General features: G+C 67.7%; 28 protein-coding genes. 11 read left to right on the top strand and 17 right to left on the bottom strand.

The features are described from left to right. Positions 1-176 precede the first annotated feature (176 nt). Positions 177-980, top strand: a complete 804-nt coding sequence (locus AB4Z37_RS21025) for a DUF72 domain-containing protein (protein ID WP_441518687.1) — start codon at positions 177-179, stop codon at positions 978-980. Between the two features lie 17 nt (positions 981-997). Next, entirely contained in the window at positions 998-1,465 is a 468-nt protein-coding gene (locus AB4Z37_RS21020; protein WP_441518686.1) for a DUF488 domain-containing protein, read from the top strand. A 12-nt stretch (positions 1,466-1,477) separates the two neighbouring features. Here AB4Z37_RS21020 and AB4Z37_RS21015 read toward each other — a convergent pair whose 3' ends face one another. The 6 genes from AB4Z37_RS21015 to AB4Z37_RS20990 all read right to left on the bottom strand — a co-directional run bounded on the left by AB4Z37_RS21015 (position 1,478) and on the right by AB4Z37_RS20990 (position 7,295). Beyond that, a complete protein-coding gene (locus AB4Z37_RS21015; RefSeq protein WP_441518685.1) occupies positions 1,478-2,776 on the bottom strand; it encodes an adenylate/guanylate cyclase domain-containing protein in 1,299 nt (432 codons plus the stop codon). A gap of 211 nt (positions 2,777-2,987) precedes the next feature. After that, on the bottom strand, positions 2,988-3,635 hold the full coding sequence (locus AB4Z37_RS21010) for an RraA family protein (protein WP_441518684.1): 648 nt from the start codon (positions 3,633-3,635) through the stop codon (positions 2,988-2,990). Between the two features lie 79 nt (positions 3,636-3,714). Further along, positions 3,715-4,881, bottom strand: a complete 1,167-nt coding sequence (locus tag AB4Z37_RS21005; RefSeq protein WP_441518683.1) for an ABC transporter permease — start codon at positions 4,879-4,881, stop codon at positions 3,715-3,717. Beyond that, positions 4,878-5,828 (bottom strand): ATP-binding cassette domain-containing protein, encoded by a 951-nt coding sequence (locus AB4Z37_RS21000; protein ID WP_441518682.1) that lies wholly within the window; start codon positions 5,826-5,828, stop codon positions 4,878-4,880. The genes AB4Z37_RS21005 and AB4Z37_RS21000 overlap by 4 nt, the downstream gene beginning before the upstream one ends. Positions 5,829-5,835: 7 nt before the next feature. Beyond that, the gene (locus AB4Z37_RS20995; RefSeq protein ID WP_441518681.1) at positions 5,836-6,621 is read right to left on the bottom strand and encodes an HlyD family secretion protein; all 786 of its coding nucleotides are present in this window, start codon (positions 6,619-6,621) and stop codon (positions 5,836-5,838) included. Beyond that, positions 6,618-7,295, bottom strand: a complete 678-nt coding sequence (locus tag AB4Z37_RS20990) for a TetR/AcrR family transcriptional regulator (RefSeq protein ID WP_441518680.1) — start codon at positions 7,293-7,295, stop codon at positions 6,618-6,620. The genes AB4Z37_RS20995 and AB4Z37_RS20990 overlap by 4 nt, the downstream gene beginning before the upstream one ends. Before the next feature lie 192 nt (positions 7,296-7,487). Between AB4Z37_RS20990 and AB4Z37_RS20985 the strand changes: the two genes are divergently transcribed. Continuing rightward, positions 7,488-7,670 (top strand): hypothetical protein, encoded by a 183-nt coding sequence (locus AB4Z37_RS20985; RefSeq protein ID WP_441518679.1) that lies wholly within the window; start codon positions 7,488-7,490, stop codon positions 7,668-7,670. A 4-nt stretch (positions 7,671-7,674) separates the two neighbouring features. Here AB4Z37_RS20985 and AB4Z37_RS20980 read toward each other — a convergent pair whose 3' ends face one another. The 9 genes from AB4Z37_RS20980 to AB4Z37_RS20940 all read right to left on the bottom strand — a co-directional run bounded on the left by AB4Z37_RS20980 (position 7,675) and on the right by AB4Z37_RS20940 (position 15,145). Next, positions 7,675-8,013, bottom strand: coding sequence for a DUF4189 domain-containing protein (locus AB4Z37_RS20980; RefSeq protein WP_441518822.1), 339 nt, complete (start codon positions 8,011-8,013; stop codon positions 7,675-7,677). Positions 8,014-8,196: 183 nt separating this feature from the next. After that, positions 8,197-9,801 carry an NTP transferase domain-containing protein gene (locus tag AB4Z37_RS20975; RefSeq protein ID WP_441518678.1) on the bottom strand — a complete coding sequence of 535 codons (1,605 nt, stop codon included), beginning with the start codon at positions 9,799-9,801 and terminating at the stop codon, positions 8,197-8,199. After that, on the bottom strand, positions 9,798-10,505 hold the full coding sequence (locus tag AB4Z37_RS20970; RefSeq protein WP_441518677.1) for an XdhC family protein: 708 nt from the start codon (positions 10,503-10,505) through the stop codon (positions 9,798-9,800). The genes AB4Z37_RS20975 and AB4Z37_RS20970 overlap by 4 nt, the downstream gene beginning before the upstream one ends. A gap of 118 nt (positions 10,506-10,623) precedes the next feature. After that, positions 10,624-10,947, bottom strand: a complete 324-nt coding sequence (locus AB4Z37_RS20965; protein WP_441518676.1) for an XdhC family protein — start codon at positions 10,945-10,947, stop codon at positions 10,624-10,626. 11 nt (positions 10,948-10,958) lie between these two features. Next, on the bottom strand, positions 10,959-12,158 hold the full coding sequence (locus tag AB4Z37_RS20960) for a vWA domain-containing protein (protein WP_441518675.1): 1,200 nt from the start codon (positions 12,156-12,158) through the stop codon (positions 10,959-10,961). Positions 12,159-12,181: 23 nt separating this feature from the next. Further along, a complete protein-coding gene (locus tag AB4Z37_RS20955) occupies positions 12,182-13,096 on the bottom strand; it encodes an AAA family ATPase (RefSeq protein WP_441518674.1) in 915 nt (304 codons plus the stop codon). Between the two features lie 20 nt (positions 13,097-13,116). After that, on the bottom strand, positions 13,117-13,920 hold the full coding sequence (locus tag AB4Z37_RS20950) for an FAD binding domain-containing protein (protein ID WP_441518673.1): 804 nt from the start codon (positions 13,918-13,920) through the stop codon (positions 13,117-13,119). 62 nt (positions 13,921-13,982) lie between these two features. Further along, complete coding sequence (locus AB4Z37_RS20945; RefSeq protein ID WP_441518672.1) at positions 13,983-14,462, bottom strand: (2Fe-2S)-binding protein; 480 nt, start codon at positions 14,460-14,462, stop codon at positions 13,983-13,985. 230 nt (positions 14,463-14,692) lie between these two features. Then, positions 14,693-15,145, bottom strand: a complete 453-nt coding sequence (locus tag AB4Z37_RS20940) for an SRPBCC family protein (RefSeq protein ID WP_441518671.1) — start codon at positions 15,143-15,145, stop codon at positions 14,693-14,695. 163 nt (positions 15,146-15,308) lie between these two features. Between AB4Z37_RS20940 and AB4Z37_RS20935 the strand changes: the two genes are divergently transcribed. The 3 genes from AB4Z37_RS20935 to AB4Z37_RS20925 are packed head-to-tail and all read left to right on the top strand — an operon-like array spanning position 15,309 to position 17,894. After that, positions 15,309-16,661: a 3-carboxy-cis,cis-muconate cycloisomerase gene (locus AB4Z37_RS20935; protein WP_441518670.1), complete on the top strand. Its 1,353-nt coding sequence runs from the start codon at positions 15,309-15,311 to the stop codon at positions 16,659-16,661. Positions 16,662-16,696: 35 nt separating this feature from the next. Beyond that, entirely contained in the window at positions 16,697-17,479 is a 783-nt protein-coding gene (gene pcaD, locus AB4Z37_RS20930; RefSeq protein ID WP_441518669.1) for a 3-oxoadipate enol-lactonase, read from the top strand. 22 nt (positions 17,480-17,501) lie between these two features. Beyond that, the gene (locus AB4Z37_RS20925) at positions 17,502-17,894 is read left to right on the top strand and encodes a carboxymuconolactone decarboxylase family protein (RefSeq protein ID WP_441518668.1); all 393 of its coding nucleotides are present in this window, start codon (positions 17,502-17,504) and stop codon (positions 17,892-17,894) included. Here AB4Z37_RS20925 and AB4Z37_RS20920 read toward each other — a convergent pair. Then, on the bottom strand, positions 17,891-18,418 hold the full coding sequence (locus AB4Z37_RS20920; protein WP_441518667.1) for a hypothetical protein: 528 nt from the start codon (positions 18,416-18,418) through the stop codon (positions 17,891-17,893). The genes AB4Z37_RS20925 and AB4Z37_RS20920 overlap by 4 nt on opposite strands. A gap of 235 nt (positions 18,419-18,653) precedes the next feature. After that, complete coding sequence (locus AB4Z37_RS20915; RefSeq protein ID WP_441518666.1) at positions 18,654-18,806, bottom strand: hypothetical protein; 153 nt, start codon at positions 18,804-18,806, stop codon at positions 18,654-18,656. Between the two features lie 278 nt (positions 18,807-19,084). On the opposite strand from AB4Z37_RS20915, the gene AB4Z37_RS20910 reads away from it, so the two are divergent. From AB4Z37_RS20910 to AB4Z37_RS20890, 5 genes are read left to right on the top strand one after another with little or no spacing between them, the layout of a single operon-like run. Next, positions 19,085-19,999 carry an ABC transporter permease subunit gene (locus tag AB4Z37_RS20910; RefSeq protein WP_441518665.1) on the top strand — a complete coding sequence of 305 codons (915 nt, stop codon included), beginning with the start codon at positions 19,085-19,087 and terminating at the stop codon, positions 19,997-19,999. After that, positions 19,999-21,333, top strand: coding sequence for a high-affinity branched-chain amino acid ABC transporter permease LivM (gene livM / locus AB4Z37_RS20905; RefSeq protein ID WP_441518664.1), 1,335 nt, complete (start codon positions 19,999-20,001; stop codon positions 21,331-21,333). Before AB4Z37_RS20910 ends, livM begins: the two co-directional genes overlap by 1 nt. Then, complete coding sequence (locus AB4Z37_RS20900) at positions 21,330-22,163, top strand: ABC transporter ATP-binding protein (RefSeq protein ID WP_441518663.1); 834 nt, start codon at positions 21,330-21,332, stop codon at positions 22,161-22,163. Before livM ends, AB4Z37_RS20900 begins: the two co-directional genes overlap by 4 nt. Further along, entirely contained in the window at positions 22,160-22,903 is a 744-nt protein-coding gene (locus AB4Z37_RS20895; RefSeq protein ID WP_441518662.1) for an ABC transporter ATP-binding protein, read from the top strand. Before AB4Z37_RS20900 ends, AB4Z37_RS20895 begins: the two co-directional genes overlap by 4 nt. Positions 22,904-22,958: 55 nt before the next feature. Then, positions 22,959-23,321, top strand: a complete 363-nt coding sequence (locus AB4Z37_RS20890; protein WP_441518661.1) for a DUF6867 family protein — start codon at positions 22,959-22,961, stop codon at positions 23,319-23,321. Positions 23,322-23,377: the final 56 nt, after the last annotated feature.

Here is a 23,377-nt window from a genome sequence, read left to right as displayed (position 1 = left end):
GCCGGCGGCAGTCGCGGCCGGCCACAAACGCCAACGACCACGAGCGACCGATCGCGCGTACATCCGGCGCGACCGTATCTCGTGGTCGTCTCGGCGATGGAGCCTCGGGGAAGCATCGACATCGCCGTTGAAGTCCATATGGTAGGCAACTTTCGGAATTCAAGGGGGCCCGGGGAATGGCCAAGAAAAGTGGCAACATCTATCTCGGCATCGGCGGCTGGACGTTCGAGCCGTGGCGCGGCGTGTTCTATCCGGAGAAGCTGCCGCAATCGAAGGAACTGAGCTACGCCGCGAGCCAGCTGACCTCGATCGAGGTCAACGGAACCTATTACGGCTCGCAGAAGCCGGAGACCTTCCGCAAATGGGCCAGCGAAGTGCCCGACGGCTTCATCTTCTCGCTCAAGGCCTCGCGCTTCACCACCAATCGCAAGGTGCTGGCGGAGGCCGGCGACTCCATCAAGCGGTTCTACGACCAGGGCCTCACCGAGCTGCGCGACCGGCTCGGCCCGGTGCTGTGGCAGTTCGCGCCGACCAAGAAATTCGACGAGGCGGATTTCGGCAAGTTCCTGGAACTGCTGCCGCACGAGCAGGACGGACTGAAGCTGCGCCATGTCGTCGAGGTCCGCCACGACAGCTTCCGCACCCCGGCATTCATCGCGCTGCTGCGGCAGTTCGGCATCCCGGTGGTATTCTCGGAGCACAATACCTATCCGGCCATCGCCGACGTGGTCGGCGACTTCGTCTACGCCCGCCTGCAGAAGGGCAACGACGACATCAAGACCTGCTATCCGCCGAAGGCGCTCGATGCCTGGGCCGAGCGGCTGAAGCTGTGGGCCGCGGGCGGCGAGCCCGATGACTTGCCCAAGGTCGACGACACGGCGCCGAAAAAGCAGCCGCGCGAGGTGTTCGCCTATGTCATCCACGAGGGCAAGATCCGGGCGCCGGCCGGCGCCATGGAGCTGATCGCCCGGTTGAAATGACCGAACGGAGCGTCCCGGTGGCCAAAGCCCGCAAGCACACGCTGTTCACCATCGGCTACGAGCAGACGCCGGCGACAGCCGTGCTCGACGAGTTGCAGCGCGCCGGTGTCAAGCTGCTGGTCGACGTGCGCGCCATCGCCGCCTCGCGCCGTCCCGGCTTCTCCAAGACCCAGCTCGCCGCCGGCCTCGATGCGCGCGGCCTCGCCTATGTCCACCTGCGCGGCCTCGGCACGCCCAAGGACGGCCGCCTCGCCGCCCGCGCCGGCGACGTCAAGACGCTGACAAAGGTCTACACCGCCCATCTCAAGACGCCGCAGGCCAGGGAGGAGATGGACGAACTCGCCACGCTGGTGCGCACCGCCGGCCCGGTGTGCCTGTTGTGCTATGAGCGCGACCACACCAACTGCCACCGCCGCTTCATCGCCGAGATCATTGAAGAGCGCGAAGGCGTCAGCATCGACAACCTGGCGGCGCCGCAGTTCTAACCGGCGTTCCCCTCACCCCAGTTGCCAGATCGCCATCGGCCGGTCGTAGCCGCGGATCGACACTTCGCCGAGTGGCCGGGCGTCGGCGACGGCGCTGTCGAGCGCATCGTGCACGCCGGCGGACACCAGCACCTGGGAATTGAACTCCTTGTTCAGCGCCTCGAGCCGCGCCGCAAGGTTCACCGTGTCGCCGATCACCGTATATTCCTTGCGCCGCGGCGAGCCGACGGTGCCGGCCACCACCTCGCCGACATGCAGCCCGATGCCGATCCGCAGCGGCCAGTCACTGCCGGCATTGATCCGCTCCATGGCCGCGAGCATCTCGCGCGCCGCCTCGACCGCATGGCGCGCGGCATCGGGCGTCTCGAACGGCGCCCCGAACAGGGCAAGAAAGCCGTCGCCGAGAAACTTGTTCACGATGCCGCCGTGCCGGTCGAGGATCTCCACCAGCACGGCAAAGGCGCCGTCCAGCCGCGCCACCACCTGCTGCGGCGTGCGCGAGCGCGCCTGCGCGGTGAAGCTGCGGAAATCCACGAACATCACCGCGACGCGGCGGATGTCGCTCTCGGTGCTGGTGCCCTCCGCCAGCAACCGTTCGACGACCTGCGGCGAGACGTGCTGGCCGAACAGGTTCGCCACCCGGTCGCGGGCGGTGGCCGCCGCGATGCTGGCCTCGAACTGGCGGCGGAGCTGCACGCCGACCGCGCCGGCGAGCACGCCGCACAGCAGGATGATCAGGCTGCGTGCGAGATGGTAGACGATGTCAGGCGGCGCATCGGGGTGATACCACACCGCCATGGCGAACAGCTCGACAGCCGCGGCCGCTCCCGTGAACGTCGACAGCCAGAAGTCGAGCCGCAGCGTCGAGAGAATGATGAAGATGAAATAGGCAAACGGCGTGACGAAGCCGAGCGCCTGGACCGACCCCATGTTGTCGATATGGAGCATCAGCGCAACGGTCGGCAGGCTGGTCTCGATCAGGGCGCTGAGATAGCGCCGCAGCACTGGCACGTCGCGATCGAGCCCGAGCCGCCGCTTGATCACCGCATGCAGCACCAGCTCGTAGGCGATGAACGGACCGAGGATGAGGTAGAGGTAGTCCGGCTTGAGGCGGCCGCGCCAGATCAGCTGCACATGATCCAGCGCGTAGGTGTACATGCACCACAGCGCGGCGGCGAGCACGGTGGTGGTCACGATCAGCGCCTTGATCCGGATCAGCTCGGTCTTGAGGATCTGGCGCGTCAGCTCCTGCCGGAATTCCGGCGAGACCACCGGCTGGTCCGCTCCCCCCTTTCGCCATCGCGACCACATGGATTGCCTCGTCAGCCGCGCAAGTCCCCCGGACGATGCCGGGGCGCGCTAGTGTCCCGGTTCTAACATTCGCATCCCTTTGGGGTAGGCTCTTTTGCGAATGTTAGAACCATAGGGACACTAGCAAATATAAGCTTCTAGTGTGGTTTTGGATCTGACATTCGCTCGGAGAACTCGCGGCGATTCTGAAGCGAATGTCAGATCCACCACACTAGAATTTTCCATAACGGAGATAGGCCTGCTGCGGATCCATGCCCGACAGGATCGCGGTGCGGACCTGGCTTTCGGTTGCGATGGCCTGCTCGGCCGCCGCAACGATCTCCTCGACCCGCGCGGCCGGCACGCGGATCAGGCCGTCGCGATCACCGACCATGTAGTCGCCCGGCGCGATCACCACATCGCCGATCCGGATATCGACGCCGGTCGCCTCCGGCAGCCAGTAGCCGACGATGTCGCGCGGGGTGAAGCCACGGCACCAGGTCTGGAAGCCGATCGCGAGCAGGAAGTTGACGTCGCGGACGAAGCCGTCGGCGACGCAGCCGCGCACGCCCTTGTTCTTGAGCGTCTCGGCCGACAATTCGCCCATGTGGGCGACGACGCGATCGTTGGGCTGCGACACCCAGATCGAGCCGGCCGGCGCCTGCGACAGCAGCCCGGTCCAGGCCAGCAGCGTTTCGTGCGGATCGGCGGCCGGATCGACCTTGCCCTGGATCGTGAACGCCGGCCCGGCCATCGCCTTCTCGGGAAGAATGGGGCGCAGTTCCGCCGGCAGCGTGAAGGCGCGCAGCCCCATGCCGCGCATCACGTCGTGCACGACGCCGGTGTAGCACGCCTCCAGCCGCTCGGTGATCGACGCCATCGCGAAAAATCTCCCGTGTTGTTGGACCTGCGGTCGGCGGCGATTATGCCGCCCGACGGCGGGCTGTCCAGCCCGTGCGTCAGTCCAGCGTGCGGCGGAAGCGCGACACTGCGATCGCCATCGCCACCAGCACGAGGCCGGCGAGCGCGATCGCATCGTATTGCAGGTGGTGCAGCGTCGACCCCTTGAGCATGATGGCGCGCACGATGCGGATGTAATGGGTCAGCGGCAACGCCTCGCCGATCCACTGCGCCCACACCGGCATGCCCGCGAACGGGAACATGAAACCCGACAGCAGGATGTTGGGCAGGAAGAACATCATCGACATCTGCATCGCCTGCAGCTGGTTCTGCGCGATGGTCGAGAAGGTGTAGCCGATCGACAGGTTGGCGGCGATGAACAGCGTGCTCAGCCCTGCGAGCAGCGCAAGGCTGCCGAAGATCGGTACGCCGAACAGCACGACGCCGATGCCGATGATCAGCGCCGCCTGCAGGAAGCCGACCAGCACATAGGGAATGATCTTGCCGAGCATGACCTCGACCGGCGTGATCGGCATCGACAGCAGGCTCTCCATGGTGCCGCGCTCGATCTCGCGTGTCACCGACAGCGCGGTGAAGATCAGCATGGTCATGGTGAGGATGGTGCCGACAAGGCCCGGCACGATGTTGAGCCGCGACGCCGCCGCGGGGTTGTAGCGGGCGTGGGCGCGGAACTCGAACGGCGGGTCGGCGGGATTGCCGGCGACGCGGTCGTGCGCCAGCGCGGTCTGCCACAGCACACCGAGCGAGGACAACGCCGCACTCGCCGCCACCGGATCGGTGGCGTCGGCGGCGACCAGCACCGCCGGCTTGTCGCCGCGCCGCACCCCGCGCTCGAAGTCGCGGGGGATCTCGACGCCGAACAGCACCTTGCCCGACAGCAGCAGGTCGTCGAATTCGGCGACCGTGCGCACCTCGCGGGTGAAGCGGAAATAGGCGGTGTTCTCCATCGCCTTGACCAGCGAGCGCGCAAGGTCGCTGTCCTCCTGCAGCAGCACCGCGGTCGGCAGGTTGTGCGGCGTGGTGTTGATGGCGTAGCCGAACAGCATCAGCTGCATCACCGGCAGCGCGATGATCATCGCGAACGACACGCGGTCGCGCTTGAGCTGGATGAACTCCTTGATCAGCATCGCCCACGTGCGCAGCAGCCAGCCGCCGAACCTGCGATCGGCACGGTGCGGAGCGATATCGCCGTTAGGCCCACTCATCGGAAATTATCCTTCGACCGGCCCATCAGCTCGATGAACACGTCTTCCAGCGACGGCTCGGACTTCTGCCAGGCAATGCCGTCGCGGGCGCGATACGGCGCGATCGAGGTTTCGAGCGCAGCCGCGTCACGCCCGGAGACGTGCAGGCTGTTGCCGAACGGCGCCACCATGTCGACGCCGTCCTTGTTCGCAAGCTCAGCCGACAGCCCGTTCAGGTCGGCGCCGGTCACGGTGTAGGTGGTCAGCGCCGACTGCGCGATGACCTGCTCGACCGTGCCATGGGCGAGCAGCTTGCCGTAGGCGATGTAGGCGATCTCGTGACAGCGCTCGGCCTCGTCCATGTAGTGGGTGGAGACCAGCACGGTGAGGCCTTCGGCGGCAAGGGCGTGGATCTCGTTCCAGAATTCGCGGCGCGCCTTGGGATCGACGCCGGCGGTCGGCTCGTCGAGCAGCAGCAGGTCCGGCCCGGGCAGCGTGCAGGCGCCGAGCGCGAGGCGCTGCTTCCAGCCGCCGGACAATTCGCCCGCGAGCTGCTCCTCGCGGCCATCGAGACCGAGGCGGCGGATCATGTCACGCGCCGCCGTGCGGGGGCGCGCCATGCCATAGAGGCGCGCGACGAACTCGAGGTTCTCGCGCACCGAGAGATCCTGATAGAGGCTGAAGCGCTGGGTCATGTAGCCGACGCGCAGCTTGATCCTGTCGGCGTCGCGGCGGATGTCGTAGCCGAGACACGTGCCCTGCCCGCTGTCGGGGGTCAGCAAGCCGCACAGCATGCGGATGGTCGTGGTCTTGCCGGAGCCGTTGGGCCCGAGGAAGCCGTAGATCGAGCCGCGCCGCACCTGCATCGACAGGTTCTCGACCACGGTGCGGCCGCCGAATGATTTCGACAGTCCGGAGACGTCGATGGCGATCTCGGGCGGCGCTGATGCGTGGCGGGGCTCGACCATCTGCGGCTCACGGATTGGCTGCGACGGGCTTGCCGATCGGCACCACGGTGACGGGCTGGCCGACCCGCAGGCTGGTCGGCTTGTCGGGCCTGGCCTGGATCAGGTAGACGAGCTTGTTGCGCTCGTCGAGGCTGTAGATCACCGGCGGGGTGTATTCCGCCGTGGTGGCGATGAAATAGATCCGCGCGGTGAGATCCGCGGCGCAGCCGTCGCACGTCACCCGCACCTGATCGCCGAGCGCGAATGTCGGCAAGGCCGGCTCCGGCACGAAGAACCGCACCTTCATGTTGCCCGGCGGCAGGATCGACAGCACCGGCCGCTGCGCGCCGACCATCTCGCCCTCACGGAAATAGATCTGCTGGATCGCGCCGGCGACCGGCGCGAAGGCATTGCGCCGGGCGAGCCGCGTCTGCGAGGTGTTGACCCGCGCCTCCGCCACCCGCAGCGCCGACACCGCGCCATCGAGATTGGCCTGCGTGCCCGAGCCGGTGCGGCTCAGCGACTGCGCCCGATCGTAGGTCTGCCTGGCATTCTCCAGCGTCGCGATGTTCTGGTTGTGGTCGGCGCGCTGCAGGTCGTCGTCGAGCGAGAACAGCGGCTGGCCGACGGCGACCTCGTCGCCCTCGCGCACGGTCTGCTTGACCACCCGTCCCGCCTCGTCGGGGCTGACGAAAATCAGATCGGCCTCGACCCAGCCCTGATAGCCGGTGGTTTTCGGCTCGTTGCAGCCGGCGAGCAGCAGGCCGAGCGCCAGCACGCCGCTCCATCGTACGAGATGTGACGTGGCGCTCATTCCGCCCTCCGCGGTCCGAAGACCAGATCGATGTGAACCTGCAGCATGGCGAGGACGTCGAGCGGCGCGTAGGCGCCGAACAGGCCCTGCCAGATGACGCCGAGCATGGCGGGGGCGGCCACGAGTTGCGGGAAACGCACCAGTGCTTCGTTGCGGATCTCGCCCCGTGCCACGCCGAGCGCGATCATCCGGCTCATCGCCTCGATGCCGCGCGACACCACCTCGCGGTAGTAGAACTCCGACAGCGCCGGAAAGCGCGCGCCCTCGGAAATGACGAGACGCACGATGTCGCCGCGCCGCGTGCCGATCACCTCGCGCGCGAAGGTGGTGGCGAAGGCCTCGACCATGGCGCGCACCGAGCCGCCGCCCTGTGGCGGCCGCGCAAGCTCGGCGATCAGCGGCCCGATATTGGTGCGCACCAGTTCCTGGAACAGCGCTTCCTTGTCGGCGAAGTGCAGGTAGATGGTGCCCTTCGCCACCCCGGCCTGGGCGGCGATGTCCTCAAGGCGGGTGGCGGCGAAGCCGCGCTCGACAAAGGCATCCAGCGCGGCCGCCAGAATCGCTTCGCGCCGCTCCTGCGCGCGCGCCACCCGCGCCGACACGGCGCGGGATGTCCCGCCACTGCTGCCGCGGGACGCCGGACGCATGTCGCGCGGGGTTTTCGGTTCACTCATGAAACAAAATATGACTGACTGGTCAGTCATAAGCAAGCCGTTTCCTTCGGTGTAACGGCAATCCCCGGTGTTTTCGGTCAGGCGACTGTCATCATTGACTTATTCATGCGAGTTGCGACAGTCTGCACCCTCGTCCAAAAGTTGCATTTCCGACCACACGGACCGGCCTTTCGCAAGGGGAGCAGCGGACACATGGACGGTTTTTCAATCTGGCACTGGGTCGTGGTGTTGGCCCTTCTGGCGACGCCGCTGCCGATCGCGCGCATCCTCAAGCGCGACGGCCTCAGCCCGTTCTGGGCCCTGCTCTACTTCATTCCGCTGGTAAACCTGATCGCGCTGTGGGTGTGGGGCTACTCGCGCCCCTCCGGCAGCTGAACGCTCAGCCGCGGGCGTCGCACGCCCAGGCGCGGATCACACATTCCTTGCCGCCATACTGGTAGCAGTACCTGGTCGCGGCGTTCAGCGCCGAGGAGATGCGCGGCGCGACCGCCTGGCCGTAGGCGCCGCAGGGATTGGTCATGTCGATGGCGAGCGCCACGCAGGCGCGGCGCATGGTGACGGCCGTGCATTCGCCCTTGCACTTCTGGCGGGCGGCCGCAATCGCGGCAGCGGGCGTCGGATAGTCGAAGGCCTGGCCATAGGCGCCACACTTGCCGATGGCGAGCGCGCCCGCCGCCAGGGCGTCACCGAGGAGGCCACAGCCGGCCGCGGCCAGCATCAGAACGGCAATCAGCGCGCGGCGACGCGTAGCCACCGCCCAAAAGGCAAGCCGAAACACGGAAAATCCCCTCCCCCGAGGTGCCCAGTATGGCCGGCAATCTAGTCGGGGGGTCGTTTCAACTTGGTGAACGCGAAGCAAACGAACAGGGTTAACCGCCCTCGGCCGCCCCTCAACTCCCCTTCAACTCCCCCTGGCGAGCTCCAGCGCGTCCGGCGTGTCGATATCGAGGAAAGCACCCTTGCCCTCGACCGGGACTTCGGCGAGCGCCTCGCCATGACGGGCGATCAGGTGACGCGCGCCGGTATCGCCGTCCAGCGTCATCAGTTCCGGGAAGAAGCGGCGCGACCACAGCACCGGGTTGCCGCGGCGGCCGTCGCTGACCGGCACCGCGATCAGCGCGCCGCGGTCGGGATCGAAGGCCTCGATCAGGCGGTCGATCAGCGCGGCCTCGACCATCGGCATGTCGCCGAGGCACACCACGGCACCATCGACGTCCGCCGGCACGGCGGCGACGCCGGCCTTGACCGAGGAGGCAAGGCCGCTGGCGAAATCCGCGTTATGCACGAAGGTGACATCGAGGCCGGCGAGCGCCGCCCGCACCGCGTCGGCCTGATGGCCGGTGACGACGATCACCGGCGCCGCCTTCGAGCGCAGCGCCTGCTCGGCGACAATCCGCACCAGCGCCTTGCCGGCAAGCTCGGCGAGCAGCTTGTTCGGCCCGCCCATGCGGGTCGAACGACCGGCCGCCAGCACAACCGCGGCGACACGGCGGTTGCCCTCGGTGCCCGCCGCCACACGCGGCTGCGGCCGCGTGACGATCTCCATCAGGAGGCCGCCGACCCCGAGCCCGGTGATATCGGCGCGCGCCACCTTGAGGCCCGCGAGCAGCCGCATCAGCACCCAGTCGAAGCCGTTCTCGGTCGGCGAGCGCGCGCAGCCCGGCGCGCCGAGCACCGGCACGTCCTGCGCGCTGCCGATCAGCAGCAGATTGCCGGGATCGACCGGCATGCCGAAATGCTCGATGCGCCCGCCGATGGTCTCGATCGCCGCCGGGATGACATCGCGACGGTCGGCGATCGCGGAGGCGCCGAACACGATCACCAGCTGCGCGCCGAGCCCGAGCAGTTCGCGGATAGCATCTGCAAGGGCGGCCTCCTCGTGGGGCACGCGGCGCTCGGCGATGATGGCGGCGCCGGCCGGTGCGAGACGCTCGGCGGTGACACGCAGCGTCTTCTCGATCACCTTGGGCGCGAGGCCCGGCAGCAGGGTCGAGACCACGCCGACCTTCTTCACCGCATAGGGCACGACCTTCAGCGTGTCCGGCGCCACCGCAGCGACCGCCTGATCGCGCAGCCGCCCGGCGACGCCGAACGGAATGAGCTTCACCGTGCCGATCATCTCGCCGGCGACCACCGCCTTGAAAGCCGGCAGCGTCGCCAGCGTGATCGCCTCGTCGATCTCGTTGATGCGATCGACTGCGCCGCGGTCGACCACCAGCACGCCGGCCTGGGCGGCAAACAGGTTGGCGCGCCCGGTCACCGCGCGTTCCACGGTCACGCCGGGCCCGGCCACCGCGCTGGCGATGCTTGCGGCCGCTACATCCTCCGAGACGTCGCCGTCCTCGAGCCGCGCCACCACGATCTCGCGCACGCCGGCACGGGTCAGCGCCTCGACCTCGGCGACGCTCACCGTCGTGCCCTTCTTGAGCACCAGCGGGCCCTTGCGGATGGTGTGGACGGTGACGCCGCCGACCGCATCGGCGGGGGCTACAGGACCGAACTTCATGCCGCGCTCTCTTGCGCCTTGGCAGCCTTCGGCAGGCGCAGCTCGGCAGTGATCTCGGCCATGATCGCGACAGCGATCTCGGCGGGCGAGATCGCGCCGATGGCAAGCCCGATCGGCGCATGGATGCGCGACAGATCCGCCTCGCGCGCGCCCTGTGCCTTCAAGCGATCGAGCCGCTTGGCGTGGGTTTTACGAGATCCCAGCGCACCGATGTAGAAGCAATCGCGCGCCAGTGCATGCAGCAATGCCGGATCGTCGATCTTGGGATCATGGGTCAGCGCCACGAACGCGGTGTAGCGGTCGACATTGAGCGGCGGTAGCGCGGTGTCCGGCCACTCGGCGATCAGCGGCACGCTCGGGAAGCGCTCGGGCGATGCGAACGCCGTGCGCGGATCGACGATGATGACGTCATAGTCGAGCGAGGCGGCGAGCGGCGCCAGCGCCTGGCTGATGTGAACAGCACCGGTGATGACGAGCCGCGCCACCGGCGCATGCACGGTGAGGAACAGCTTGCGGCCGTCGACCTCGATCATCGCGCTCTTGTTCATGCGCAGGTGCTTGTCGAGCTCGGCGTGCAGTGGATCAGTGGCGAAGTCCGCCGCCTTGACGAGGCGCTGCGCGTTGCTCGCGACATCGGTGACCACGATCGCAGGCCGCCGCGCGGTGCGCTCGGCATTGAGTTCGGACAGCAGGGCGAGCTTCACGATGACGATCCCGGTTGCAACGTTCGCTGTTCCTCGCAGTGCCTTCCGACAGCGAACGTCGGATTCGAAAGGCAGGGCATGTTCAGACGCGCCGCGGTTGCGGGGCGGCGCTGAGGGGTCAGGCGACCTTCTCGACGAACACGCGGATGGTGCCGCCGCACGACAGGCCGACATTCCAGGCGGTCTCGTCGGCGACGCCGAACTCCAGCATCTTGGGCTGCCCCGACGCGATGACGTCGAGCGCCTCGGTCACCACCGCGCCCTCGACGCAGCCCCCCGACACCGAGCCGAGGAAAGTGCCGTCGTCGTTGATGATGAGGTGCGAGCCGGTCGGCCGCGGCGCCGAGCCCCAGGTCTCCATCACGGTGGCCAGCGCCACGCCATGACCGGCCTTCTGCCACTGTTCGGCGGTTTTCAGGATATCGTCATCACGGTTGAGCATGGGGTGATCTCCTAGGCGGCGGCTTTGGGCGAGAACCGGTGCCCTGTTTCGGCCGGCGCGGCGAGCGCATCGATCAGGCCTTCGATCGACTTTAGATTGTGCACGGGGCGGAATTCGTCAACATGCGGCAACATCATTTTGATGCCCTGCGCCTTGGCCTGGAAGCCGTCATAGCGCAGCAGCGGGTTGAGCCAGATCAGCCGCCGGCAGGAGCGGTGCAGGCGGTCCATCTCGAACGTCAGCCGCTCGTCGACCTCGCGCTCGAGGCCGTCGGAGATCAAGAGCACGATCGCGCCCTGTGACAGCACCCGCCGCCCCCACAGCTTGTTGAAGCTGTGCAGCGAGGTCGCGATCCGCGTGCCGCCGGACCAGTCCTCGACCGACGCCGTGCACGCCGCCAGCGCCTCGTCGGGGTCGCGGGCACGCAGGCTCCGCGTCACATTGGTCAGGCGGGTGCCGAACAGGAACACCGAGACGCGCTTGCGGGCATCCGTGATGGCGTGGAGGAACTGGAGGAACAACCGCGTATAGTCGCTCATGGAGCCGGAGATATCGAGCAGCGCCACGATCGGCGCCGGCTTGTCGATGCGGCCGAGCCGGCGAACGCTGACGATGTCGCCGCCGGTGCGCAGGCTGGCGCGCAGCGTGCGCCGCAGGTCGAGGCGCTGGCCCTTCGCGTCCGGCTGGAAGCGGCGCGTGCGCAGCTCCGCCTGCGGCAATCGCATCCTGGCAATGGCGCGGCTCGCCTCCGCGATCTCCGCCGCGCTCATCTGGGCGAAGTCCTTCTTCTGCAGCACCTCCTGGTCGGACACCGAGAGCTGCATGTCCTGCTCGACGGTCTCCTTCGTCTCCGTCGTTTCGCGCTGCGCCAGCGCCTCCTGCACCCGCCGTGCGGCCGGCGGCGGCGGCTTCTTGGCCTGGTCGGGCAGCGGCACCGAATCCAGCATGTGCTGCCAGCCCTGGTCGACGCGGAAGAACAGCGCGAACGCCTGGGCGAAGATCAGCATATGCTCGTGGCGCATCACGAACACCGACTGCAGCGTGGCAAAGACGTCGGCGCGGTTGCCGATGTCGATCAGGCGCAGCGCGTTGACCGCGTCGATCACGGCGCCGGGGCCGACCGGAATGCCGGCGGCGCGCAGCGCGCGCGCAAAGCCGACGATGTTGTCGGCGATCAGTCCACTGGCAGGCGTTTCGGTCATCTCGGGCATCGAGGTCCCGGCAGCTTGAGCGGTCAGGCCGGATCGCTGACCGCGTCCTTGATAGTTTTCTGCAGCGCATCGCCCTGCATGCGGGCGATGTCGTCCTGGTACTTCAACAGCGCGCCGAGCGTATCTCCAACCACCTGCGGGGTGAGCGTGCGCGCGTCGAGCTGGGTCAGCGCGGTCGCCCAGTCGATGGTCTCGGCGACGCCCGGCACCTTGAACAGGTCCTGGTCGCGCAGCGTCTGCACGAAGCGCACCACCTGCTCGGACAGTTTTGCCGAGATGCCGGGCACGCGCGACTTGACGATGGCGAGCTCGCGCTCGGCGGAGGGATAGTCCACCCAGTGGTAGAGGCAGCGCCGCTTCAGCGCGTCATGGATCTCGCGGGTGCGGTTCGAGGTCAGGATCACGATCGGCGGCTGCGCCGCGCGCACCGTGCCGAATTCGGGGATTGTGACCTGGAAGTCGCTGAGGATCTCCAGCAGGTACGCCTCGAACGCCTCGTCGGCGCGGTCGAGCTCGTCGATCAGCAGCACCGGCGCTCCGGCGGCATCGGGCTCCAGCGCGCGCAGCAGCGGCCGCTTGATCAGGTACTGCTCGGCGAAGATGTCGTGCGACAGCTGCTCGCGGTCGGTGGCGCCGGTCGCTTCCGCGAGGCGGATGGCGATCATCTGCGCCGCACTGTTCCACTCATAGACGGCGGAGGCGACGTCGAGGCCCTCATAGCACTGCAGGCGGATCAGCGAGCGGCCGAGCGCCGCCGACAGCGCCTTGGCGATTTCGGTCTTGCCGACGCCCGCCTCCCCTTCCAGGAACAGCGGACGCCCCATGCGCAGCGACAGATAGGTGACGGTCGCAAGCGCGCGCTCGGCGAGGTAGCCCTGCCGGGTCAGGAGGTCGAGCGTCGCATCGACCGAGGTGGGCAGTGCCGACGGCGCGCTCATCACAACATCCAATCTGCGCGTTACTTCGCGTTCGCCGCATCCACGGCGCGGCGCGCCAGCACGCCGATCAGGTGCGCGCGATACTCCGCGCTGCCGTGGATATCGCTGTTGAGGCCATCGGCCGACACGGCGATGTCTTCCAGCGCCTTCGACGCGAACCGCTTCTTCAGCGCTTCCTCGAACGCGGTGACGCGAAACACGCCGTCGCTGCCGGCGCCGGTGACCGCGACGCGGACCTCCGACGGACGACGGGCGACGAACACGCCGACCAGCGCATAACGCGACGCCTGGTTGCGGAACTTGATGTAGGCCGCCTTCTTCGGCAGCGGAAACTGGATGCGGACGATGATCTCGTCACTCTCCAGCGCCGTGGTGAACAGGCCCTGGAAGAATTCTTCCGCCTTGAGCCTGCGCTTGTTGGTGACGATGGTGGCATCGAGCGCAAGGCACGCGGCCGGATAGTCCGCGGTCGGATCGTTGTTGGCGAGCGAGCCGCCGATGGTGCCGCGATGGCGCACGGCCGGATCACCGATCTGCCCGGCAAGGCTCGCGAGCGCCGGGATCGCCTCGCCGACGATGGCCGACCCCGCGACCTCGGCATGGGTGGTCATGGCGCCGATCGACAGCGCACGCCCCTTCATCTCGATGCCGACGAGGTTCTCCACCTTCGACAGGTCGACAAGATGGGGAGGGCTTGCGAGCCGCTGCTTCATCACCGGGATCAGGGTGTGACCGCCGGCGACGATCTTGGCGTCCTCGTTCTTGGCGAGCAGATTGGCGGCCTGCCGCACGGTCGCCGGACGATGGAATTTGAATTCGTACATGGATGATCCTTGATGGTCCTTGGACGATCCCTGGGGACCGCGGGGCCGCGCCGAACAGCCGATCAGGCCGTCTTCGCCATCGCCTTGGCGCCGGCGGCAATCGACTCGACGATGTTGTGGTAACCGGTGCAGCGGCACAGGTTGCCTTCGAGCTCCTCGCGGATGGTGTGCTGGTCGAGTTCGTGGCCCTTGCGGCGAACGATATCGACCGCGGTCATGATCATGCCCGGGGTGCAGAAGCCGCACTGCAGGCCGTGATGCTCGCGGAACGCCTCCTGCATCGGGTGCAGCGGCGCGCCTTCCGGCGCCAGCCCCTCGATGGTGGTGATGTTCTGGCCGTCCACCATCACCGCCAGCGTGGTGCAGGACTTCACCGCCTTGCCGTCGACATGGACCACACAGGCGCCGCACTGCGAGGTGTCGCAGCCGACATGGGTCCCGGTCAGTCGCAGGTTCTCACGGAGGAACTGAACCAGCAGCGTGCGCGGGTCGACATTGCCCGTCACAGGATTGCCGTTCACGATGAGGGAAATCTTGGCCACCAGCGGTTCTCCTACACGCCGCATTGCACGGCGCAACGCCTCCAGGGATGACGTCCCTGAAAGGGGGACTTCTCAAACGGTTCTAAATCATCATAGGTGCCCGAGGCGGGCTCGGCAACCACGGCAAGGGCCTGACGGCCATGCCGTTTTTGAATTTCTTGTTTGAATTTCGCGGGAATTCCCCGGGGCGGGAGGCTCGCCGCGGGGCCCCCGCGGCGGCATGTGATCCGTCAGGCCGAGGCCTTCACCGCATCGGCGAACTTCGTAAAAAATTCGTCGGCGAGCTTCTTGGCGGCGCCGCTGATCAGGCGCTGGCCGAGCTGGGCGAGCTTGCCGCCGATCTGGGCGTCGACGTCATAGGTCAGCAGCGTGCCGCCGTCCTTGTCCTGCAGATGCACCGAGGCGCCGCCTTTGGCGAAGCCGGCGACGCCACCCTCGCCCTCGCCGGAGATCTTGTAGCTGGTCGGCGGATCGAAATCGCTCAGCGTCACCCGGCCCTTGAAGCGGGCCGAGACCGGGCCGACCTTCATCTTGGCGGTGGCGCGGAATTCGTTGTCCGAGGTCTTCTCCAGCTCCTCGCAGCCGGGAATGCAGGCCTTGAGCACATCGGGATCGTTGAGCTTGGCCCACACCACCTCGCGGGAGGCCGGGAGTTGAACCTCCCCATTCATTGTCATAGCCATGCAGTCGACTCCGTTCGCTTACGATCCTAAATAGCCACCTTCCGGCGCAATTGAAACACCGCCCACGCAAAAAGTGAGCGCGTGACATCAGCCATGCGCGCACCTTTTCGCAATGCGGCGAGACGCTTTTGACCTGATGACAAAATGCTTTAGGGTGCCGGCCATGAGCACATCCCTCTCGCCCCTGCTCGCGCCCATGCTGTCGAGCGCAGCCATGCGCGCCGTCTGCGACGACGCCGCCACCCTGCAGTTCATGCTGGATTTCGAGAGCGCGCTGGCGCGCGCCGAGGCCAAGAGCGGCGTCATCCCCGCCGCGGCCGTGGCGCCGATCGGCGACGCCTGCCGGGCTGATCGATTCGATTTCGCAGGGCTCGCCGACGCCGCCAGCCGCGCCGGCAACCTCGCCATTCCCCTGGTCAAGGCGCTGACCGCGCATGTCGCCAAGGCCGATGCCGCGGCATCCCGCTATGTGCACTGGGGCGCGACCAGCCAGGACGTCATCGACAGCGCCACCATGCTGCAGCTGCGCGCGGCGATCGACGTGCTGCTGCCCGACCTCGACCGCGCCGTCGCCGGCTTCGCCGCGCTCGCCCGCCGTCACCGTGACACCGCCATGGTGGCGCGCACCTGGCTGCAGCATGCGCTGCCGATGCCGTTCGGATTGAAGCTCGCCGAATACGCCGCCGCGCTCAACCGCAGCCGCCAGCGCCTGCGGCAGTTGCGCGCGGATGGTCTCGCGCTGCAGTTCGGCGGCGCCGCCGGCACGCTGGCGGCGCTCGGCGACAAGGGCCTTGCGGTGTCGGAGCAACTCGCCGTGGAGCTCGCGCTGCCGCTGCCGGAAGCGCCCTGGCATACCCATCGCGACCGCATCGCCGAAGCGGCCTCCGTATTCGCCATCCTCACCGGCAGCTGCGGCAAGATCGCGCGCGACGTCTCGCTGATGATGCAGACCGACGTGCAGGAAGCCTACGAGCCGGCCGGCGAAGGCCGCGGCGGCTCCTCCACCTTGCCGCACAAGCGCAACCCGGTGGCTGCGGCCTCGGCGCTCGGCGCCGCCACCATGGCGCCGAACCTCGCCGCCACCATCTTCGCGGCGCAGGTGCAGGACCACGAGCGCAGCGCCGGGCCCTGGCATGCCGAATGGCCGACGCTGCCGACCCTGATGCTGGTCACCTCCGGCGCACTCGCCGCCATCGTCGACATCGCCGAAGGCCTCGACGTCGACGCAGAGCGGATGCGCGCCAACCTCGACGCCACCCACGGCCTGATCATGGCCGAGGCGGTGTCGATGGCGCTTGCCGACGCCATCGGCAAGAGCGAGGCCCATCACATCATCGAGACCGCGAGCCGCACCGCGATCGCGCAGAAGAAACACCTGCGCGATGTCCTCGCCGCCGACAGCCGCGTCACCGCCCATCTCGACGCCGCGCGGCTCGACCGCCTGTTCGACCCCCTTGCCTACCAGGGCGCCTCGCAGGCGCTGATCGATCGCCTGCTGGCCTCGCTCGGCGCCTGAGCACGAAACGACACGAACGACAAAAGGAGAACACCATGCCCATGGTCGATGCCGACGGTTGCCGGCTCAATGTCACGGTCGAGGGACGCGACGGCGGCCCGACCCTGATGCTCTCGAACTCGCTGGGCACCACGCTGCACATGTGGGAGCCGCAGATGGCGGCGCTGACCAAGGTGTTCCGCGTCATCCGCTACGACCGCCGCGGCCACGGCAAATCCGATGTCGGCGCAACGCCCTACTCGATCGAGCGCTTTGGCCGCGACGTGCTCGCCATCCTCGACGACCTCAACATCGAGAAGACGCACTGGTGCGGCCTGTCGATGGGCGGCATGGTCGGCCAGTGGCTCGGCGCCAACGCGCCGGACCGCCTCGACCGCATCATCCTCGCCAACACCACGAGCTACTATCCGGATCCGACCAACTGGGACAACCGCGTCAAGCTGCTGAGGGAAAGCGGCTTCGAAGCGATCGCCGACGCCGTGATGACCGCGTGGTTCACGAGCGACTTCCGCGAGCGCGAACCGCAGACGGTGGTGAAGATGCGAGCCATGCTCACCGCAACGCCGCTTGCGGGCTACATCGCCTGCTGCGAGGCGCTACGCGCCCTCGACCAGCGCGCGCTGCTGCCCACCATCACGCGGCCGACGCTGGTGATCGCCGGCCGCCACGATCCCGCGACCAACCTCGCCGCCGGCGAGTTCATCCGCAGCCAGATCCCCCGCGCCAGCCTCACAATTCTCGACGCCGCACACATCTCCAACGTCGAGCAGCCGCACGCCTTCACCGACGCCGTGGTCGGCTTCCTGACCCAGCGCTGAGATCTTTTTGGGAGAGTGATCGATGGACGACAATGAACGCCGCGCCGGCGGCGACACGCAGCGGCGCAAGGTGCTCGGCAACGCCTGGGTCGACAAGTCGGCGGCCGGCCGCAACAGCTTCAACGCCGATTTCCTCGACCTCATCACCCGCTACGCCTGGGGCGAGATCTGGACCCGGCCGCATTTCGAGGAGCGCACCCGCCGCGTGCTGGTGATCGGCACCATGCTGGCGCTCGGCCAGTGGGACGAATTCCGCATGCATGTGCGCGCGGCCCTCACCGAGGGCGGCTTCACCGCCGACGACATCAAGGAGATCCTGCTGCAGCAGGCGATCTATTGCGGCGTGCCGGCGGCCAACCATGCCACCAAGGAAGCCGCTGCGGTGCTCAAGGAGCTCGGGCTGCTCGAGAGTTAGCCTGCAATCGCCGAGGGAGCGTCGGCCACGGGCACGCCCGCCTCCGCGGCCGGCAGGCTCCGGGCCGGCTTGTCGGTCTCCACCAACATCACGATGCCCAGCGAGAGCAGCAGCAGCGACTCGGTGGCATGCAGCCGCAGCGCCGCGACATCGCCGACCTGCGACGTCAGCACCATGCTCGCGACGCTGACCATGCTGCCGAGCAACAGCGCGATGGCCAGCGCCTCGTCGCCCGCCCCGCGCTTGCGGCTCGGCGCGCGCAGCGTCGCCGCCGCGAACACCGCAAAGAACCCGACCACCGTGAGTTTCGCCAGCGCCAGCAGCCAGGCGAAGCGCACGGTCGCGAGCGTGCCGAACTGCAGGATGTCGCTGACGAACATCGCCGGGCCGACATTGCCGCGCTCGTAGAACAGGCCATGAACCGGCGAGACCACGATCTTGAGCGCCGGGATCGCCCAGGCCGGGATGAAATACGACGCCAGCAGGACGCCGTTGAACGTGCTGATCTTCCAGTCCCTGTACATGCCGCGGCCCTGTCGAATGACGTGCCGGACCTTCTCCGCACAGACGGGGTCCGATCAGACATCGAGCTAACGCGCGACAATTGCCGCGGGCAATTGAAACCCTTTGTTTACCTTAACGGGCGGCCCGGCCCCTGTGCACACCGCCCCCGGGGCGGGCCTGGTGATGCACAGAAAAATCCCGCCTTGCGGCGGGATTTTCCTTGTCGTCCAGCCCAGTGGTTCAACCGGGCAGGGATCAGCGGGCGGGTTTCTGCTCCGTACCATGGCCCGGCTGACCGCCCTGGCGGCCCGGATCCTGCTGCTGCTGGCCGGGCTTGTGCCCGCCGCCCTGCTGCTGACCGGGCTTCTGGCCCGGGGTCTGGTTCTGCTGGCTGCTCTGGTTCGACATGAGGCCTTCTCCCTTGGTGGCTTGGTGGACGGCCAACCAACGGCGCAGCACGGCGGTGGTTTCAGTTCCACCAGGGCGGCCGCAGGGCATTTTGGCGGCGGCTGGCCGGCCGGCGGAACGTGACACTGCGATGTGCGAAAGTCAGCCGTGGACAAAGGCTTATCGGGGTACCCGCGCTGTTGCCGCTCCCGGGTCCCACTGTTAAAAACCGACGAAAGATGCAACGGTCCGGCTGCCGGAGCCACACGGCGCGTCTTGCCATCCGAGAACGGCGGCCTATGGATTATTTCGCCCAACAGCTCATCAACGGCATCGCGCTGGGCTCCATCTACGGCTTGATCGCCATCGGCTACACGATGGTCTACGGCATCGTCGGCATGATCAATTTCGCCCATGGCGATATCTTCATGATCGGCGGCTTCATCGCGCTGATTTCCTTCCTGGTGCTGGTCTCGATCGGGCTGACGGCCGTGCCGGTGATCCTGCTGCTGGTGCTGGTGGTGTCGATGGCCGTCACGGCGCTGTACGGCTGGACGGTCGAGCGCATCGCCTACCGGCCGCTGCGCCACTCCTTCCGCCTCGCCCCGATGCTGTCGGCGATCGGCATGTCGTTCGTGCTGTCGAACTACGCACAGGTGTCGCAGGGCGCGCGCATCAAGTCGGTCGCCCCGATCATCACCGGCGGCTACACCCTGTCCGAGCGCGACGGCTTCGCCGTGCAGCTCTCCAACATTCAGATCTTCATCGTCGTCAGCACCGTTGTGCTGCTCGCGATCTTCTCCTGGCTGGTGGCGCGCACCCGGCTCGGCCGCGACATGCGCGCCTGCGAGCAGGACCAGACCATGGCGGCCCTGCTCGGCGTCGACGTCGATCGCACCATCTCGATGACCTTCGTGATCGGGGCGGCGCTCGCCTCGGTCGCCGGGCTGATGTACCTGCTGTACTACGGCGTGGTCGATTTCTTCATGGGCTTCGTCGCCGGCATCAAGGCGTTCACCGCCGCCGTGCTCGGCGGCATCGGCTCGCTGCCCGGCGCCATGCTCGGCGGCCTCGCCATCGGCCTGATCGAGACGTTCTGGGGCGGCTATTTCTCGTCCGAGTACAAGGACGTCGCCGCGTTCTCGATCCTCATCGTCGTCCTGATCTTCCTGCCGACCGGCCTGCTCGGCCGCCCGGAAATCGAGAAAGTCTGATGGATCCCGGCGTGGCAGCCCCCGCATCCGATGCCGCCGCCGGACCCCAGCACGGGGCGGCCTTCATCCTGAAAAAAGCGCTGCTCAGCGCGCTGGTCGCACTGGTGCTGTTCTCGCTGATGATCGGCGTGCGCACCGAGGCCGGCCCCGAGGGCAAGCTGATCTACTGGACGCGGTTCGGCGACCTCGCACTGCTGGTCGGCCTCGTGTTCGTCGGCAGCATCGCGATGGAGCTGGTGCGGCGCTGGATCGGCCCGCTCGGCCTCACTGAACGGATGCCCGAGGGCGTGAGCCAGGTCGGCGCGACGCTGCAGCGGGTGCTGGTGCCGGCGCTGCTGATCTTCACCGTCCTGATCCCGGTGATCTTCTACGACCAGCGCTACATCCTCGACCTCGGCATCCTGGTGCTGACCTATGTGATGCTGGGCTGGGGGCTGAACATCGTGGTCGGCCTCGCCGGCCTGCTCGACCTCGGCTATGTCGCGTTCTACGCCGTCGGCGCCTACTCCTACGCCCTGCTCGCCACCACCTTCGGCCTGTCATTCTGGGTCTGCCTGCCGCTCGCCGGCATCCTCGCCTCGTTCTGGGGCGTCCTGCTCGGCTTCCCGGTGCTGCGCTTGAAAGGCGACTATCTCGCCATTGTCACGCTGGCGTTCGGCGAGATCATCCGCCTCGTGCTGCTGAACTGGCAGGATCTCACCGGCGGCCCGAACGGCATCAGCGGCATCCCGCGCCCGAGCTTCTTCGGCATTCCGCTCACCCCCGGCGACGACGGCCTCGCCGCCATGCTCGGCATCGAGTTCTCGCCGACCCATCGCGTCGTGTTCCTGTTCTATGTCATCCTGGCGCTGGCGCTGCTCACCAACTGGGCGACCATCCGCCTGCGCCGCCTGCCGATCGGCCGCGCCTGGGAGGCGCTGCGCGAGGACGAGATCGCCTGCCGCGCCCTCGGCATCAACACCACCACCACCAAGCTCACGGCCTTCGCGCTCGGCGCCATGTTCGGCGGCTTCGCGGGGGCGTTCTTCGCCACCCGCCAGGGCTTCATCAGCCCGGAATCGTTCTCATTCCAGGAATCGGCGCTGGTGCTCGCCATCGTCGTGCTCGGCGGCATGGGCTCGCAGCTTGGCGTCGCGCTCGCCGCCCTTGTCATGATCGGCGGCTTCGAACTGTTCCGCGGCTTCGACCAGTACCGCATGCTGGTGTTCGGCCTCGCCATGGTGATGCTGATGATCTGGCGGCCGCGCGGCCTGATCGGCCATCGCGCACCCTCGGTCTATCTCGAACGCCGCGCCGCGATCTCCGCCGAGCTCGTCAAGGAAGGCCACGGATGAGCGGCGCCGACATCCTCGATGTGACGCATCTGTCGATGCGCTTTGGCGGCATCCTCGCCATCAACGACCTGTCGTTCGCGGCCGGGCGCGGCCAGATCACGGCGCTGATCGGCCCCAACGGCGCCGGCAAGACCACCGTGTTCAACTGCATCACCGGCTTCTACAAGCCGACCACCGGCATGCTGCGCCTGACCCACGACGATGGCAGCGAATTCCTGCTCGAGCGCCTGTTCGACTTCCGCATCGCCAAGCTCGCCAAGGTCGCCCGCACCTTCCAGAACATCCGCCTGTTCGCTGGCATGACGCTGCTGGAGAACCTGATGGTGGCGCAGCACAACCCGTTGATGCGCGCCTCCGGCTGGACCGTGCTCGGCCTCGTCGGCGTCCCCGCCTATCGCGCCGCCGAGCGCCAGGCCATCGACCGCGCCCGCTACTGGCTCGACCGCATCGGCCTGATCGACCGCGCTGACGACGCCGCCGGCAACCTCGCCTATGGCGACCAGCGGCGGCTCGAGATCGCGCGCGCGATGTGCACCGAGCCGGCGCTGCTGTGCCTCGACGAGCCCGCCGCCGGCCTCAACGCGCGCGAGGGCGACGCCTTGAGCGAACTGCTGCTGTCGATCCGTGGCGAGCACGGCACCTCGCTGCTGCTGATCGAGCACGACATGGCGGTGGTGATGGAGATTTCCGATCGCATCGTCGTGCTCGACCACGGCGTCAAGATCGCCGACGGCACGCCGCGCGAAATCCGCGACGACCCCAAGGTCATCGCCGCCTATCTCGGCACTGATGAGGATACCGCCATCGCCGTCATGGAGAAGTCGCCATGACCGCCGGCACGCCGCTGCTCGCCATCCACGGCCTCACCGCCGCCTATGGCAAGATCATCGCGCTGAAGGGCGTCGATCTCGAGGTCCATGCCGGCGAGATCGTGGCGCTGATCGGCGCCAACGGCGCCGGCAAGTCGACGCTGATGATGTCGGTGTTCGGCCGCCCGCGCGCCCGCTCCGGCCGGATCGAATTCGACGGTCATGACATCACCCACACGCCGACCCATCACCTCGCGCGGCTGCGCATCGCCCAGTCGCCGGAGGGCCGCCGCATCTTCCCGCGGATGACGGTGGCGGAAAACCTGCAGATGGGCGCCGACGCGGCGCAAGCCAGCGAGGCCGATCGCGCTGCCGACCTCGAGCGCGTGCTGACGCTGTTTCCCCGACTCAGGGAACGCCTGACCCAGCGCGGCGGCACGCTGTCCGGCGGCGAGCAGCAGATGCTGGCGATCGGCCGCGCGCTGATGATGCGGCCGCGCCTGCTGATGCTGGACGAGCCCTCGCTCGGGCTCGCGCCACTGATCACCCGCCAGATCTTCGATGCCATCCGCACGCTCAACCGCCAGGACGGCCTCACCGTGCTGATCGTCGAGCAAAACGCCAACCACGCGCTGCGGCTCGCCCATCGCGGCTATGTCATGGTCAACGGCCTCATCACGCTCAGCGGCGGCGGCACTGAGCTGTTGCAGCGGCCGGAGATTCGCGCGGCCTATCTCGAGGGCGGACGGCACGGCACATGACCCGCACGATCACCATCGCGATGAGCCTTGCCGCCATCCGCCACGGAGGGGTGCGATGAGCGATCCCGTCTCCGCCACCGTGTTGCTGCGCATCTTCTTCATCACCGTCGTGCTCGGCTGCGGCTGCGCCTGGCTCGCCGGCCGCGCCATCGCGCTGACCTGGCGGCCGCTGCCGATGGTGTTCGGCGCCGCGGTGCTGATGGGCCTTGCGGTGCGCTTCGTGCACTTCGCCCTGTTCGGCGAGCCGCTCAATGCGCCGCTGACACTCGTGGTCGAAACCGCGATCCTGTTTCTCGTCACCCTGCTCGCCTACCGGCGCACCCGCGCGCGGCAGATGGTGCAGCAGTATTATTGGCTCTACGAGGCGAACGGCCCGCTGGGCTGGCGGCCGCGCCAGGGGCAGCCGGACAAGCCCTGATTTCACAAAATTTGCAGTGACTTTGCAGGCAAATCGGCCAACAATCGCGCCGGTTT

This window comes from Bradyrhizobium sp. 2TAF24 (assembly GCF_052115025.1).
Taxonomy (GTDB): Bacteria; Pseudomonadota; Alphaproteobacteria; order Rhizobiales; family Xanthobacteraceae; genus Bradyrhizobium_A.
Note: the sequence above shows the minus strand (reverse complement) of the source record. Positions and strands in the feature narration are given on the sequence as shown.